We start from the raw sequence: 15,170 nt of genomic DNA, 5'->3' as shown, positions 1-15,170 counted from the left end.
ACCTTATCTACAAATTAAAATCAGATTCTCATGGTTTCACTATTAGCATACTCGTTATCTATATCCTTTAATATACATTTTATTTCTTCATCATTTATCTCTTTATAAAGTATGCTGCAGTCATTATACATACTTTCTTTACAAGTTTTTTTCATTTTATTTTCTTTCATACCAAGAAAATTTTCACCTTTATCTTGTAAAGGTTCATTCATATGAAACAACTTAATATCATCAACTTCTTGAGGAGGAATCGATAACTCATCAACTTTCATATACTTAAATTCCCAGTCTCTATTCATTTGATTTAAATTCTTATCATAAACAACAGGAACTACAAAGTTTTCTGGATATTCATAAATCATGCGTCAGCCCCCTACCTGCAACCCTCATTGCATAATTTTCTAAAATATGATCTTGGATATCTGCATAATGGACATCTCATAGGAGCTTCTTTACCTTCATAAATATATCCACAATTTAAACATAACCACTCTGCTTCTCTATCTGCTTTAAACATTTTTCCTTCTTTTAATCTTTTAGCTAAATCTAAATATCTCTCCTTATGATGCCCTTCTACTTCTTGAAGCTCCTTATAGAAATCAGCAATATCATCAAATCCTTCATCTCTTGCTGTTTCTTCAAACTCCTTATAAATAACTCTATTTTCTTCTGATTCTCCAAGAGCAGATTCTATTAAATTATTCTTTGTACTGCAGACTCTGCCTAAGTATCTTCTGTATACCTCCCTAGCATGAGCCATTTCATTTCCTGCTGTTTCCTCAAATACATTTGCAACATACATAAATCCTTCTTCTCTTGCCTTTTCAGCATAAAATGTATATTTATTTCTAGCCCTAGATTCTCCAGCAAATGTTTTAAATAAATTTTTCTCGGTTTCACTACCTTTTAAGTTCATCTTTGTCTCCTAAAAACAATACTTTCTTACATTAACAAAATATTCATTCCTGCTTATTTTGTTACTATTACGTATACAAAGATAACATAAGAACTATACACTATGATATAGTTCTTTAAAGTAAGTGAAAAGATTAATTTTAAAGGTTATTATGATACAATTATTCTCTTATCCTGAGTACAAGTTAAAGTTACTTCTTGTTTATCTGTTGATTTAGTAATTAACTTAACATCATGCCCCCACAATTCTTGTACATATTTTAGTGTTTCCTTTGCATAAGAAAGCTCTAAAGCTCTTCCATCAAAAACATTCTCTAGAGTCAATGTGTAATTCTTTTTATTTAAGTCTACAACCCTTATATATGGTATATTTCCCATGCCTGCAGTATAACTTAAAGTGTCTCTTATGGTTTTCCAACCAGATTCATCTGATATTTCCTCAATAATAATATCGAATGTCCTTTCATTATATTGGAATAAGTTTAATTCTTCACACAATTCTCTAGTTAAATAACGTCTTAAGAAAGAAGAATCTCTTTCAACCTCCCTAACTTCAAATATTTTCTCTCTGCCATATCTTTTTTCTATATCTTCAAATACTTTAAATCCGATATAATAAGGATTTAATCCACCTATAGCAGGAGCTATTACATCATTATGCCTCTTTAAAAATTCGAGATGCAATTCTTGAGGAAGTTCTAATTGCTTTAATATATTGTAATGAGTATAGCTTGCCCATCCTTCATTCATAATTTTAGTTTCAATTTGTGGAATAAAATATTCTGTTTCTCTTTTAACTATTCTTAAAATAGTCTTTTGCCATTCTTCTAATTGACCATACTCAATTATAAATCCCATAATATCATCAACAGGCTCTAAAGGAATTTTCTCTAAATCAGGTAATTGTATTTCTTCATAAGAGTCTAAAATACTTCTATTTTCTTTTTTGTTTTCGTATTCCTTTAATATATTTTCTCTAATTTCACTATTAGATAATTCTCGTACTCCAATATTCCTATTAGCTTGATATCTTATAGCATGAGCAGCATCTAATATTCTTTCTACTTCTGAATATCCTATGCTTGGATCATCAATATACCCTCTTATTATTTTTGCATCTAAATTGAACATTTCTAAAGTATATCTTGCATTAGTTCCTTGTTTAAATAACCTATTATTTTTGAAAAAATCATTATGACCATATACGTGTGCCATTGTTAAAATTTGCAATAATAATGTATTATCCTTCATTAAGTATGCTAAACAAGGATCTGAATTTATTACCATTTCGTAAGGAAGACCTGTAAGATTAAAAGAATAAAGAGTTTTATTTTTTTCATATGATTTTCCAAAGCTCCAATGAGGGTATCTTGAAGGCATTCCAACGTAAGCCTCATACCCTATCATTTCATTAAAATTTATCATTTCAAATTCTTGAGGGTAACAATTTAATCCATATTCTTTTACCTTCTTCTCTATTTTCTCATTCCAAACTTCAACATCGCTAAAACTATATTCCAATTTCTTATTCCTCCTTTAACTCCTTCCTAAGCATAATCTTAAGTGCCTCCCATAAATCTTTTTTCTCTTTTATAATTACAGGAACAAATTTATCATTTGTAATTTCCTTCTTAAATTTATGATACATTGTAGTTGTATATGTGGATGGTAAAAGTTCTGCATATCCAAACATATTACTAATTTCACATATATTTTTAACTGCTATTACTGCTCTTTCATTATCTTCGGACCAATTATCTCCATCACTAGCATAAATGCTATATATATTCCAGGCTGCTGGTGGATATTTTTCTTCGATTACTTTTAGCGCTTCATTAATACCACTAGATATATACGTACCGCCTGATTCAGATTTATGGAAAAATTCATATTCATCTACACGTCTTGCAACAGTTGTATGATAAATAAATTCAAATGCTATATTGTTATACTTTCTCTTTAAGAAAGTTGCCAGCACAAAAAAATATGATCTTGCCAAGTATTTCTTAGTAATATCCATTGAACCAGAAGCATCCATAATAAACAGCATTACTGCATTACTATCTTTTCTAGGTTTTAACTTAACTCTATAGTACCTTAAGTCCTCTTCCCTAAATGGAAATCTCTCTAAATCATCTTCACATTCTAATTCCCTTAATGCTCTTTTCTTAGCCTGCTTTCTTGCAAGCTTTGACATAACGGTTTTCTTTTTTGCAAGCCGCGGATTTATTCCATGAGTTTGATACCCTCGTTTCTTGCCAGTAGTTTCAGTAACTATTTCTGAATATTTCTTTTGATCCAAATTAGGTAAATTTAAATCTTCTGAAATATAATCCATTAACTCTTCTAAAGTGATTTCAGTTTCATAAACATCATCACCTTCTTCATTTCCTGCCCCTTGATTTCCTTTAGCTATTTTTTTACTTCCAGATCCTAATTTCTCTCCTCTTTTTTCATTTCCAACGCCACTGGCTACACCCCTAGAATTTTTCCCATAAACAAATTGATATTCTTTAATACCCTTAATAGGTATTTTGAATTTTTTATTTTTACTTTCTCCAACAATGCTTTCTTCTGATAATATATCTCCTAAATTCTCTTTAATGGATTTTTCAACAAGTTGCCTATGTCTTCTCCTATCTTCTATGGACCTGTCGTGATCAATTTGATTATTAGTGTAATCTCTAAATATTGCCATAATTTAGCCTAATCCCTCCATAAGTTATTAGCAGCATATTTTAGAATTACATCACAACAATGAAGACAATATCCATTCCTTTTCATTTCTTCTACCATAGAGTCATATTTTTCAGCTTGTTCTTTATCTCTAACCTTTGATTTAGTTATAATTCTAGATAAATCTTTAACCGATACTGTTAATTTCTTTTCTATAGCTTCTTTTAATGGTTCGTAAGAAGTATAATCTAATTTTCCACCATTTCTAACTATATAGAACATGTATGAAGTTACATCAGATCTGAAGCCTTTAGCTGACGCAGCATATACTCCTATTTGTTCTTCTATACTTCTCATAAATTCTTCATCTGGATTTAGTTCTTCTCCAGTTGAAACATCTTTTATCTTTGTCTTATTTACATATGCCTCAGCATTATCTATATAATTGTTAAATAAACTCTCAGCTTGCTCTCTGAAAGAATGAATAAATGCTTTTGTAATTTCTCTTTCAAGGATTTTATTATATTCTTTCCTAATGTTGTCTTGAATAAATCCTAAATACTTCTTCTTATCATCAGCTGCAATATCAAGTTCTTTTACAGATTTAATTATGCTCTCCATTATACTAAGTGGATTTATGCAATCTTGGCCTGATTCAGAAAGAGCATTATCAATAGCCTTTATTATAAATCTTGTACTTATTCCTTTCATACCTTCATATTGACCTGCTTCTTCTCTAAGTTCTCCAATGTCAATTTTCTTAGTTGTTCCCTTTTCAACAATTTCTTCTCCATTATAAATTTTAAGTTTTGTCATAGCATCCACTTTGGCAGAAGGTGCTAATCTTGAAAGTATTGCAAACATTGCTGCTATCTTAATAGTGTGTGGTGCTATATGAGCTTTAAAATTACTCTTTCTTAATATTTTTTCATAAATCTTTACTTCTTCATCAAGTTCTAAGCAATATGGAACTTCAACTTTTACTATTCTGTCTAAGATTGCTTCATTCGTATGATCTGATTTAAACTTATTCCATTCTGCTTCATTTGAATGGGCAACTATAACTCCGTCAAAATAAATCATTGAACCTTTACCTGGTGATGGTATTGATTTTTCTTGAGTTGCAGTAATTATTGTATGAAGATATTCAACATCATTTTTAAATACCTCTATAAATTCTACAAGTCCACGGTTACCAACATCAAATGCTCCATTTAGAGAGAAAATTCTTGGATCATCTTCGGAATATAGGTCCATTTTAGAAATATCAATTGATCCTGTTAAAATTGAAGTATCTTGGTTATTTGGATCAACTGGAGGCACTACGCCAATTCCTTTTCTTGATCTAATAGAAAATCCTGTTCTTTCAACTGGAAAGTCTTCGTAAACTCCTTTAAGTTCATGAATAAGTCTATATCTGCATACTGGGCATAAATCTCCCTCAATTTGCACTCCAAGCATTTCCTCAAATTTAGGTCTTAAATGCTTTGGAATCAAATGAAGCGGTTCTTCATGCATAGGACATCCCTTTAACGAAAAGACTGGTTCACAGCTTTCTAAAGCAGATTTTAAACTCTCTACTATTGAGGATTTACCAGCTCCTACTGGACCGACAAGATATAAAACCTGTCTTGCTTCTTCACCTTTCATGGCTGCAGATTTAAAATAACTAGCAAGTTTCATTATAACTTTATCAATTCCAAAAAAATCATCTCTAAAAAAACCATACCTTCTTATTAAATCATTTCCATAAATTTTTCTTACTCTAGGGTTCTCTTCTGCCTTTAACTCTTCTACTCCCTTACTCATAATCATTTCATATAGTCTCTTATGAGCAAGTTTAACTATTTCTGGATTCTCTCTAACAATTTCTAAGTAGTCTAAAAAATTTCCTTCGAATTTTTGGGTGTTATATCTTTCTCTATCTATTTCTATAAATTCTTTAAAGTTCATACTCATAAACACTCCTCCTCCTTTATACCTAAAATATATTCAGATAAACAAAGACATTATGACTACTTTTTTCAAAATAGTTATTCTTTAATGTGCATTTAATAAAAAGATAAATAAAGGCTATGGAATTTTAATCTCCATAGCCTTTATTACATTATTTTATTAATTTAAATTATTTTTAATTTAATCAAAAGTTCTTGGAATAAATTCAGAATCTTTAGCCTTTGGTTCCCCAAAAACTGCTTTCACACTTTCTGCTTGCGGATTATGATTTAAGGTTTTATGTTTATTGGTATGCTTTCTTTTCATACTATTATCCATATTATCACACTCCTATTCCTTTAACACTCTATAATAGTATGCGTACTTGGTTATATTTTATTCATTAGCAGTTTTAGCTTTCAATAAACTTTAATATATCATCAGCAGGTGCATCTATGGTAAAAATGATATCTTCATCAATCCTTAATTTGCTTTGATTTTCATTTATTTTTATTTGATTAATAGTTAAATTATTAGTATTTAGCTCCTTATATCTAGTACTCGATATATCAATATTAAACTTTTTATTTTTAGCTCCTGTAATTTTTACTGTAATTCCTTCTGAATCATTTTCATTTTTAACAAATATATCTATAATATTATTTCCCTTTCCACTGCATCCTTCTTTCACTTCATTTGGAAATTTCAATATATTGGCCTCACCTGTAACTGTCATCCATCCGCCACTTAGGGTCAATCTAATTAAGACATCTAATTTATATTTTTCTTCTAATTTTTTTAAAGCTTTTCCTAATTCATATACCGTTAACTCTAATTTCATTTTAATTTTCTCCTTACATCATAATAAAAGGATATATCAAATATATTATTAAATTTTGATATATCCTAACTATACTTACAGGTGATCCTTTTCTTTATGTGGAGGTGCACCTATTTTTTTACCATCAATAATCCCTAAATCTGCATTTCCTTTTGGATCTATTTTTCTACGTTCTGCATTAGATTTAGGTCTATCTTTTATTCTATTTTTATTATTATCCATCTATATCACCTCATGATTAGGGTATACATTTCAATTAAATTTTATACTCTTCAGAATATGATTAATTAATTATACATAACTGTTAACTGTTAATTGTTAACTTTTAACTGTATTAAGTATTCTTTAATTTCAAATAAATTTTTAAAGCTCTTATGACAATATTCAAGTATTTCCTCATCAGCCTTTTTTAAATCCTCAACATGTAGTCCCATCATTTTTGCACTATAGGCTGCTTTAATGCCTGCAGATGAATCTTCTACAACAATACAATTTCTAGAACTTATTGACAACCTTTGTGCTGCCTTTAAAAATATTTCTGGATCTGGTTTAGAATTTGTTATGTCATCTCCACAAACAACTGCATCAAATTCACTTTCAATTTTACCCATTTTTAACTGCATATTTGTCCTATCTCTTTTAGCTGAAGTTGCAAGAGCTGTTTTAAAATTATTTTCCCTAAGGAAATTTAAAATTTCTTTTGCTCCAGGTTTCATAGGCACTTGCCCTTCTTCCACAGCTTGTACTAATAATTCATCTTTTTCTTTATACATTTGTACTATAGGTAAGTCATCTCCATATATTTCTTTAAAAACTCTCATGACATTTTCTCGTCCTGTTCCCATTACAGATGTATAAATCTCTTTTTTCATTTCATATCCATACTTTTTAAAAATCTGCACCCAATGCTCTAAGTAAACTCTTTCTGTATCAAATATTACTCCATCCATATCAAATAACACCGCTTCAATTCTACTCATTTTTTCCTCCGATTATTTTAAAAATACTATACTATGATTATACTATAACATTTAATTGCTATAAATCTGACTTTCCAAAATATTTATAATACTTCAAATCAATTACTTATTGATTCAATCTTTACTGGAAACTAACATACTAAAAACATTAAACAATAAATACCTATGACCTAAACATTTTCCATATGTTTAGGTCATAGGCATTTATCCTATAACTTATTTATTATGCTAGCACTGTATGCTGCTCCAAATCCATTATCTATATTTACTACACTAATACCACTGGCACAGCTATTCAGCATTGTCAATAATGCTGAAATCCCCCCAAAGTTTGCTCCATACCCTACACTAGTTGGAACTGCTATTAAAGGTTTATCTATTAGGCCTCCAATAACGCTAGCTAATGCCCCTTCCATTCCAGCAACAACTATAACGACTTTGGCACCTCTGATAACATCTAATCTCGAAAAAAGTCTATGTATCCCTGCAACTCCAACATCTGTTATTTTCTCAACCCTGTTACCTAATATCCTTGCAGTTTCATAAGCTTCCTCAACAACTGGTAAATCTGATGTACCTGCAGCAACAATAGCAATATAACTATCAGTAGGATTTTGTTCCTTTTTATTTATTGTTATTGTTCTACCTAACTTATTATATTCTGCTTCTTCACATATTTCTTTTACTGCATTATACATTTCTTCATTTGCTCTAGTTCCTAATATATTATTATTTTTTGTAAGCATAAATTCAATAATCTCTTTAACCTGCTCTACTGTTTTTCCTTCGCAATATATAACTTCTGGATAACCTACTCTAATTTCTCTATGATTATCAATTTTAGCAAAACCTAAGTCCTTAAAAGGCAAATCCTCTAGTTGTTTAAGAGCTTCTTCTACATTTACTTTATTGTCTTTTACACCCTCTAATAAATTTTTGATTTCTTCTTTATCCATTAGCTTTGCCACCCCCGTATCAAGTTATAAGTTTGTATTCTTCAAAATAGATTCGTTAAAGCTTCCTACTCGATATCCTTGTAAGTCTAAAGTAACATACTTAAATCCACATTCTTTAATCTTCTCAGCAATAGTATCTAGAAGTTCTTCATCAAATAATTTACTTCTATCGCTCCTATTTACTTCAACTCTTGCAAGATCTCCATGACACCTTACTCTAACAGCTCTAAAGCCTATGCTCATCATATATTTTTCGGCATTTTCAATTTTTTCAAAGTCTTCTACTTTTAATTCATTTCCATATGGTATTCTTGTTAAAAGGCATGCATATGGCGGTTTATCCCAAGTATTAAGCCCTAATTCTTTTGAAAAAGCTCTTATCTCAGCTTTAGTTAGTTTACATTCTAAAAGCGGACTTTTTACTTCTAATTCTTTTAATGCTTTAAGACCTGGTCTATAATCACTTATATCATCAAAGTTTGTTCCATCAATAACACAATTGTAACCTTGTTCTTTAGCTACAGATAATATCATGCTAAATACTGCTGTTTTACAAAGATAACATCTATCCTCAGGATTAAACTTAATTGATTCAATAATTGGAGCTTCTATGATTTCGTGTTGTACTCCTAGCTCTTCAACTAACTCCTTAGCTTCCGCTATTTCCCATTTAGGAATGTATGGTGATAAAATTGTTACTGCCTTTACATTTTCCCCAAGGGCTTCTTTAGCGACTTTAAGTAAAAAAGTACTATCAACTCCTCCTGAAAATGCTAAAACAACTTTTCCTAAGCTTTTTAAATATTCAATTAATTCATTATATTTATTATTATTTATCATTTACTTCTCCCGCCTCTCACATGTAACATTCTAACTATTTGTCATATATATTTGAAGTTTGCTTATAAACTTCGTTATAAACCTTACCTATGGCTACATTTTTTTCTTTAGCTATACTTTTACATTCTTCATACTCTGGTTTATATTTAACTAATTTGCCTTTATAATAAGATTTTTTAATAGTAATTTCCCCATACTCAGTTTGAACCTTTGAAAATTCTCTATTAAGCATTATCTTCTCAACTTTATATTTTCTTACACCAAGGGAAGTAGTTTCTTCAAAAATTATATCTAGAATATCGTTCTCTATCTGCTCACTGATTAATACACTTAATTTTATTCCCGGTCTTCCTTTTTTCATAAATATAGGTGTTTTAAAGACGTCTAATGCTCCTGCTTCAAAAAGTTTTTCTTCAACATATCCATACAATTCTGGATTCATATCATCTATGTTTGTTTCTAATATATATTGCTCTTCTATTTCTTCTAATTTTTCCTTTTCTCCTAAATAAACTCTTAAAACATTTGGAATACTTAAATCTCTATGTCCAATTCCATATGCAATTTTCTTTATGGAAAAATCTATTTTAGAAGTAAATTCCTTCACATTAGCTGCCAGTATTGCTGCACCTGTAGGAGTAGTAGTTTCAAATTGCACTATTCCAGTATTAATAGGAATATCTTTTAATATCTCTACAGTCGCTGGTGCTGGAACTGGCATAAGCCCGTGAGCACATTTAACAAAGCCGCCTCCAACTTGAACAGGAGATGCTATGATTTTATCAATATTCAAATAATCTAAACAAATAGCTGCACCTACCATATCTACAATAGAATCTATAGCTCCGACTTCATGAAAATGCACTTCATATAAAGTCTTTCCATGAACCTTGGCTTCAGCTTCTGCTACCTTCATGAACATATTCATACTTAATTTTTTAACTTTATCACTTAAATCACTAGAATTTATAATATTCTCTATATCATTTAAATTTCTATGATGATGTTCATGGCCATCTGCATGACTATGATTGTGCACTTTATCCTCATGGGAATGCTTAAATTCATGATTATGTTGGTGGCTATCATCATGATTATGAGAGTGATCATGGCTATGATGATTATTATGTGAACTACTATCATCATTATGGGTATGTTCATGTTTATGGTCGTGATGATCATGATTTAAAGCTTCCTCAGCCTCAATTTTACTATCATGTTTATGATTTTTTAATATAACATCTACTCTAGTTCCCGTAATTCCTAATTTTGCAGCACTTTCAATTTTTATCTCATATTCTGAACCCAAGTTAAGTTTTGAAAGTTCTTTTATTAAATAATCCCTAGGAACTCCTAAATCTAATAATGCTGCTAAGTTCATATCTCCACTTATACCGCAAAAACAATCATAATATAATATTTTCATAATAAATCACTCCTTAAATTCCTTTGTATTTCCTAAAGAGACATCTAAATACATTCTTGTTATCAAATTATATGATGTTATTTTTTCTTAAAAACTCTTCGTCTTTTATAACATCCTCATATTTGTCATCCCTAATAATTTTATGCTCCTCTGAAAAAACAATAGCTCTGTTAAAAACTCCATCTATATATTCAAAATCATGAGTTGCACAAATTATAGTTTTGCCACTTTCATTTAGTGCAATTAGCAAATCCCTTAGAAATCTCTTACCTTTTGGATCTATTCCATTCATTGGCTCATCTAAAGTTATTATTTCTGGATTCATTGCTAGCACACTAGCAATTGCAACTCTTTTCTTTTCTCCGCCACTTAAATTATAAGGATGCTCATCTCTTAATTTATCTATATTGAGGAGATTAAGACAATCATTTACTCTTTTATTTACTTCATCCTCTGATATTTCCATTTGCATAAGTCCAAATGCTATTTCTTCAAAAACAGTTGAACAAAAAAGCTGAGCATCAGAATTTTGAAATACAAAACCAATTCTCTTGTGGAATAATTTTAAATATTTTGTATCCTTTAAAGCATTTTCATTTATTTGTACTTTATCAAAAATATATCTTCCTTCACTTGAGAAAATAATAGCATTTAATAGTTTTAGAAAAGTTGATTTCCCACTTCCATTTGGACCTATTACAGCTATAGATTCTCCTTCTTTTATATGGACATCTACATTATTAAGAGCTATTTTGTTCTTATATGTAAATGAAATATTTTCTAATTCTATCATTAATATTCTCCTTAATTTGTTTAGTAATATAAGTATATAAACAAACTAACCAACAGTACATTTACTATTAAATAAACATAATCAATCTTTTTAAATTTTAAATTCACTTTTGTTGAATATTCTCCTACAAAACCTCTGCATTCCATGGCATAAAACATTTCTTCGCTCATTTTATAGGATTTTATAAATAAGCTTCCCATGATCCCTGTTAGAGAACTATATTTATTTGAAGTTATACCAATTGCTCTAAGTCTTAAAGCATATAGCAAGTTAATGGAATGTTCGCCTAATAAAACAATATATTTTATTGTTATATCCATAATCCATATAAATATATCTGGTATGAATAGAAGCTTTAGTGACTTGCTAATTTCATTCCATTTAGTATTATGTGGAAGCAGGTTCATGAGTAAAATGGTTATAAGCAGTTTTTGAAAAATCAATAAACTGTTATGAATATTTCCATAAAACATAGAAGGTATCAATACTATCAGTGTTATAAATGGGAATATAATACTTCTAAGCAATATTCTTTTTCTTGACCTCTTTTCCATAAGAAAAAGGTTAATTAAACTATATATATCCATTATCAATAAATAAATGATATTTCTTGAAACAGATGTTAATATCACCATTACTAGCGTACATATAACTTTTAAAGTTGGATTTATTGAATACACTAATTTACCTTGATTTTTATCTTGTCTAATAATTGAAACTATCTTAATTAAAGAAAAAATACTTTTCTCTATATATAAATTTTTTTCTTCCTTTGGGACATAATTATCTTTTACTAAAAGCCACTCTGGAACCATTTAATCTCCTTTTAATTTTTTCTTTAAATTTATTTTCCCTAATATTTTAAAAATAATAAATATTATACTTACTCCAGCTAATGCTGATAAAATATACCCAAGATAACCTTGCAAAAATTCAAAACTATAACCTGGCATTGGAGAATTAAATTTCACTCCATCTTCCATTCCCTTAGGTATAAAGCCTATAAGGCTTTTAAATTCTTCAGCTCCCCATTCTCCCCATGCAGTCCCTTTAGCTAAAAGTCCTAATGGAGTTGCTAAAATAAGTATTCCCATTACAAAATATAGTGATTTTATTTTGTTTATCTTTCCTCTATATATTATCTCAGAAGATGCTTGTTTTATATAACTATATGCTCCTACAGTTATTATTCCTTCTAGTAAACCAACCACTAGTAGATGAGGTATCATCATAGCAGGGATTGATATGGCTAATCCATAAGGACTATATAGCGGTAAGCCGGAAACATCCTTAAATAGAATGGGCTGAATGCCAAATTCAATTGCTGCAAATAAAGCAGCCATATTAACAGAAATATATCCCGCTAAAAAAGCTCCAATATACTCCCCTTTTGGATTTCTAAAAAGTTTTGTCACAAGTTTAAATAAATAAAACGCTGTAAATGGCATAATAAAAGCCATATTAAAACAGTTTACTCCTAGAGCTAAAATTCCTCCATCCCCAAAAAATAATGCTTGTATTGCTAATGCCACAGTAGTCGCAAAAACAGCACTGTAAGGTCCAAGTAAGATAGCTACCAGAGCTCCTCCAATAGCGTGTCCTGTAGTTCCTCCAGGAAGAGGTACATTAAACATCATAATTAAAAATGAAAAAGCTGCTGCTACGCCAAGTAGAGGCATTTTCTGCCTTGTTACTTCAGCCTTTACCTTTGCACTAGCTCTTTTCCATACTGGCAGCATAGCAGCTCCAAAGGCAGCACAAGTCGAAGGGCTTAAATAATTATCAGGTATATGCATATGTTTACTCCTCCTTATAGCATATAAGCAGATTATATTAAAGTAAGAATTTCATTGTAATATTCTAATATGGTAAAATTCAAAAGAATCTTACCATATTAGAATATGAAAATTATTTCTATGCAAATAATTCAGTAACATTTTTTAATTCTTGACGGATTTTAATTGCTTGTGGGCAATGGCTTTCACATTTACCACACTCAACGCACTTATCTGCTCTTTCTGATGGTGCTACTCCATTATATCTTTCCTTAAGTTCTTTTTCCGTTGCTGGAGTAACAAATATGTTATATTCATTATAACACGCAAAATTCTTAGGAATATTTACGCCCGCTGGACATGGCATACAATACTCACAAGCTGTACAATTCACTTTTATTCTTTCTTTAAATGCATTTTTAACATTATCCATTATTTCTAATTCTTTTTCAGTTAATGAATTTGGTAAAGCTTCACTTGCAACCCTTAAGTTTTCTGTAACATTCTCCATTACATTCATACCACTTAATACTACAGATACTTCTGGATGATTCCATACCCATCTTAACGCCCACTCAGCTGGAGTTCTTTTAATTTCTGCTTCATCAAAAGTGTTTACAACTACTTCTGGAAGATTTCTAACTATTTTTCCACCTCTAAGTGGCTCCATTATAACAACTCCCAAACCTCTATCTGCCGCATACTTTAATCCTTCTGTTCCAGCTTGGAAATTTTCATCTAAATAGTTATATTGAATTTGGCAAAATGACCAATCATAATAATCTACTATTTCTTTAAAAACTTCTAATTTATCATGGAAAGAAAATCCTGCATATCTTATTCTACCATCTTTAATTGCTGAATTTAAAAACTCATCTATTCCTAATTTCTTAAGATTTTCCCAAGTTCCTTTATTTAATGCATGTACTAAATAGAAATCTATTCTATCAGTTTGAAGACGCTCCAATTGTTCATTTAAGTATTTGTCCATATCTTCCCTAGTCTTAATTGCCCAACTTGGAAGTTTTGTAGCTAAATTAACCTTTTCTCTATATCCATCCTTTAAAGCTCTACCTACAAATGGCTCACTTTCGCCTCCATTCCCCATTCCTGTTCCATGATAAGGGTATGCAGTATCTATATAATTAACCCCTTCATCGATTGCATGACGAATCATCTTCGTTGCTTTTTCCTCATCAATCTTAGTAGTATCCCCATCAATAATAGGTAATCTCATACATCCAAAGCCTAAGGCTGAAACCTTTTCATTTGTCTTTCCAAGTGTTCTATATAACAAAGTAACTCCTCCTTAAAATAGATATTTTTCTATATTAAATTGCTTTATAAATATATTCTACATCTTAGAGTTAGCTCTAAGTCAACATATTTTTAAAAATTCTGCTGTAAAATGAAAAAGTAAGTTCTTGATTGCAATAGTAAATTCATCGTTTACGACCTTAGTATTACGCCATTTTTTCTAAAATAAAAATTTAAATTCTTGTTTGCACCTTATTCAAGTTTACAAATTAAAGTTCTTAGAGTATACTCTAACGTAGAAATATATGATAAAAATGAGGGAGGATATACATTATGGGATACAGTATTGCCGAAGTTGCTGAAAAAACTCATTTGACTGCACATACTCTTAGGTATTATGAAAAGGAGGGTTTATTACCTTTTGTTGACCGTAGTGATACAGGAAATAGAGATTTTAAAGAAAAAGATTTAGAATGGCTTGAACTTATTTGTTGTTTAAAAAATACAGGCATGCCAATAAAAAAAATAAAAGAATATATTCAACTATGCCTCAAAGGTGATAATACCCTTGATGTTCGCAGAGAAATATTTATAAAACATAAAGAAGACGTTATAAATCAAATAGCTGAATTGCAAAAAAACCTTGATAAAATAAACTGTAAAATTAACTTTTATGACTGTGCATGCAAAAAATAAAATTAAAATACTTATATAGATAAACAACCATGCGCGTAAAGCTTAACCAGTAATCACCAAATTATAGGGGGAAGAGAGTA

The 15,170-nt window shown here is 30.0% G+C and carries 17 protein-coding genes; 1 reads left to right on the top strand and 16 read right to left on the bottom strand.

What is annotated here, in order from left to right; all coding sequences use genetic code 11:
- Positions 1-20: 20 nt before the first annotated feature.
- From COL3_RS04005 to COL3_RS03940, 16 genes are all read right to left on the bottom strand, one after another.
- A complete protein-coding gene (locus tag COL3_RS04005; protein WP_008418250.1) occupies positions 21-362 on the bottom strand; it encodes a hypothetical protein in 342 nt (113 codons plus the stop codon).
- An 11-nt stretch (positions 363-373) separates the two neighbouring features.
- A complete protein-coding gene (locus COL3_RS04000; protein WP_008418252.1) occupies positions 374-916 on the bottom strand; it encodes a rubrerythrin family protein in 543 nt (180 codons plus the stop codon).
- Between the two features lie 149 nt (positions 917-1,065).
- Positions 1,066-2,436 carry a SpoVR family protein gene (locus COL3_RS03995; protein ID WP_008418254.1) on the bottom strand — a complete coding sequence of 457 codons (1,371 nt, stop codon included), beginning with the start codon at positions 2,434-2,436 and terminating at the stop codon, positions 1,066-1,068.
- A gap of 4 nt (positions 2,437-2,440) precedes the next feature.
- A complete protein-coding gene (gene yhbH / locus COL3_RS03990; protein WP_008418256.1) occupies positions 2,441-3,613 on the bottom strand; it encodes a sporulation protein YhbH in 1,173 nt (390 codons plus the stop codon).
- Between the two features lie 8 nt (positions 3,614-3,621).
- Entirely contained in the window at positions 3,622-5,544 is a 1,923-nt protein-coding gene (locus COL3_RS03985) for a PrkA family serine protein kinase (RefSeq protein WP_035282156.1), read from the bottom strand.
- Positions 5,545-5,727: 183 nt separating this feature from the next.
- The gene (locus tag COL3_RS28570) at positions 5,728-5,865 is read right to left on the bottom strand and encodes a CPC_1213 family protein (protein ID WP_008418260.1); all 138 of its coding nucleotides are present in this window, start codon (positions 5,863-5,865) and stop codon (positions 5,728-5,730) included.
- A 73-nt stretch (positions 5,866-5,938) separates the two neighbouring features.
- Complete coding sequence (locus COL3_RS03980) at positions 5,939-6,367, bottom strand: hypothetical protein (protein ID WP_008418261.1); 429 nt, start codon at positions 6,365-6,367, stop codon at positions 5,939-5,941.
- Positions 6,368-6,442: 75 nt separating this feature from the next.
- A complete protein-coding gene (locus tag COL3_RS28565) occupies positions 6,443-6,589 on the bottom strand; it encodes a hypothetical protein (protein WP_008418263.1) in 147 nt (48 codons plus the stop codon).
- Between the two features lie 89 nt (positions 6,590-6,678).
- On the bottom strand, positions 6,679-7,347 hold the full coding sequence (locus tag COL3_RS03975; RefSeq protein WP_008418266.1) for an HAD family phosphatase: 669 nt from the start codon (positions 7,345-7,347) through the stop codon (positions 6,679-6,681).
- 209 nt (positions 7,348-7,556) lie between these two features.
- Complete coding sequence (gene larB, locus COL3_RS03970; RefSeq protein WP_008418268.1) at positions 7,557-8,303, bottom strand: nickel pincer cofactor biosynthesis protein LarB; 747 nt, start codon at positions 8,301-8,303, stop codon at positions 7,557-7,559.
- A gap of 24 nt (positions 8,304-8,327) precedes the next feature.
- Entirely contained in the window at positions 8,328-9,143 is an 816-nt protein-coding gene (gene larE, locus COL3_RS03965) for an ATP-dependent sacrificial sulfur transferase LarE (RefSeq protein WP_008418271.1), read from the bottom strand.
- Positions 9,144-9,177: 34 nt separating this feature from the next.
- Positions 9,178-10,569: a nickel pincer cofactor biosynthesis protein LarC gene (gene larC, locus COL3_RS03960; protein WP_008418273.1), complete on the bottom strand. Its 1,392-nt coding sequence runs from the start codon at positions 10,567-10,569 to the stop codon at positions 9,178-9,180.
- 67 nt (positions 10,570-10,636) lie between these two features.
- Positions 10,637-11,362 (bottom strand): ABC transporter ATP-binding protein, encoded by a 726-nt coding sequence (locus COL3_RS03955; RefSeq protein ID WP_008418275.1) that lies wholly within the window; start codon positions 11,360-11,362, stop codon positions 10,637-10,639.
- 20 nt (positions 11,363-11,382) lie between these two features.
- Positions 11,383-12,177: an energy-coupling factor transporter transmembrane component T gene (locus COL3_RS03950; RefSeq protein WP_008418276.1), complete on the bottom strand. Its 795-nt coding sequence runs from the start codon at positions 12,175-12,177 to the stop codon at positions 11,383-11,385.
- A complete protein-coding gene (cbiM, locus tag COL3_RS03945; RefSeq protein ID WP_008418278.1) occupies positions 12,178-13,158 on the bottom strand; it encodes a cobalt transporter CbiM in 981 nt (326 codons plus the stop codon). It lies immediately after the preceding gene.
- 118 nt (positions 13,159-13,276) lie between these two features.
- Complete coding sequence (locus tag COL3_RS03940; RefSeq protein WP_008418281.1) at positions 13,277-14,434, bottom strand: aldo/keto reductase; 1,158 nt, start codon at positions 14,432-14,434, stop codon at positions 13,277-13,279.
- Between the two features lie 293 nt (positions 14,435-14,727).
- Between COL3_RS03940 and COL3_RS03935 the strand changes: the two genes are divergently transcribed.
- Entirely contained in the window at positions 14,728-15,090 is a 363-nt protein-coding gene (locus COL3_RS03935; RefSeq protein ID WP_008418283.1) for a MerR family transcriptional regulator, read from the top strand.
- Positions 15,091-15,170: the final 80 nt, after the last annotated feature.

This window comes from Clostridium sp. LS (genome assembly GCF_002760435.1).
Taxonomy (GTDB): Bacteria; Bacillota; Clostridia; order Clostridiales; family Clostridiaceae; genus Clostridium.
Note: the sequence above shows the minus strand (reverse complement) of the source record. Positions and strands in the feature narration are given on the sequence as shown.

Bases quoted from the DNA above. Each gene is read 5' to 3' on its own strand.
- COL3_RS04005 (WP_008418250.1), bottom strand. From the start codon at position 362: ATGATTTATGAATATCCAGAAAACTTTGTAGTTCCTGTTGTTTATGAT.
- COL3_RS04000 (WP_008418252.1), bottom strand. From the start codon at position 916: ATGAACTTAAAAGGTAGTGAAACCGAGAAAAATTTATTTAAAACATTT.
- yhbH (WP_008418256.1), bottom strand. From the start codon at position 3,613: ATGGCAATATTTAGAGATTACACTAATAATCAAATTGATCACGACAGG.
- COL3_RS03985 (WP_035282156.1), bottom strand. From the start codon at position 5,544: ATGAACTTTAAAGAATTTATAGAAATAGATAGAGAAAGATATAACACC.
- COL3_RS28570 (WP_008418260.1), bottom strand. From the start codon at position 5,865: ATGGATAATAGTATGAAAAGAAAGCATACCAATAAACATAAAACCTTA.
- COL3_RS03980 (WP_008418261.1), bottom strand. From the start codon at position 6,367: ATGAAATTAGAGTTAACGGTATATGAATTAGGAAAAGCTTTAAAAAAA.
- COL3_RS28565 (WP_008418263.1), bottom strand. From the start codon at position 6,589: ATGGATAATAATAAAAATAGAATAAAAGATAGACCTAAATCTAATGCA.
- COL3_RS03975 (WP_008418266.1), bottom strand. From the start codon at position 7,347: ATGAGTAGAATTGAAGCGGTGTTATTTGATATGGATGGAGTAATATTT.
- larB (WP_008418268.1), bottom strand. From the start codon at position 8,303: ATGGATAAAGAAGAAATCAAAAATTTATTAGAGGGTGTAAAAGACAAT.
- larE (WP_008418271.1), bottom strand. From the start codon at position 9,143: ATGATAAATAATAATAAATATAATGAATTAATTGAATATTTAAAAAGC.
- larC (WP_008418273.1), bottom strand. From the start codon at position 10,569: ATGAAAATATTATATTATGATTGTTTTTGCGGTATAAGTGGAGATATG.
- COL3_RS03955 (WP_008418275.1), bottom strand. From the start codon at position 11,362: ATGATAGAATTAGAAAATATTTCATTTACATATAAGAACAAAATAGCT.
- COL3_RS03950 (WP_008418276.1), bottom strand. From the start codon at position 12,177: ATGGTTCCAGAGTGGCTTTTAGTAAAAGATAATTATGTCCCAAAGGAA.
- cbiM (WP_008418278.1), bottom strand. From the start codon at position 13,158: ATGCATATACCTGATAATTATTTAAGCCCTTCGACTTGTGCTGCCTTT.
- COL3_RS03935 (WP_008418283.1), top strand. From the start codon at position 14,728: ATGGGATACAGTATTGCCGAAGTTGCTGAAAAAACTCATTTGACTGCA.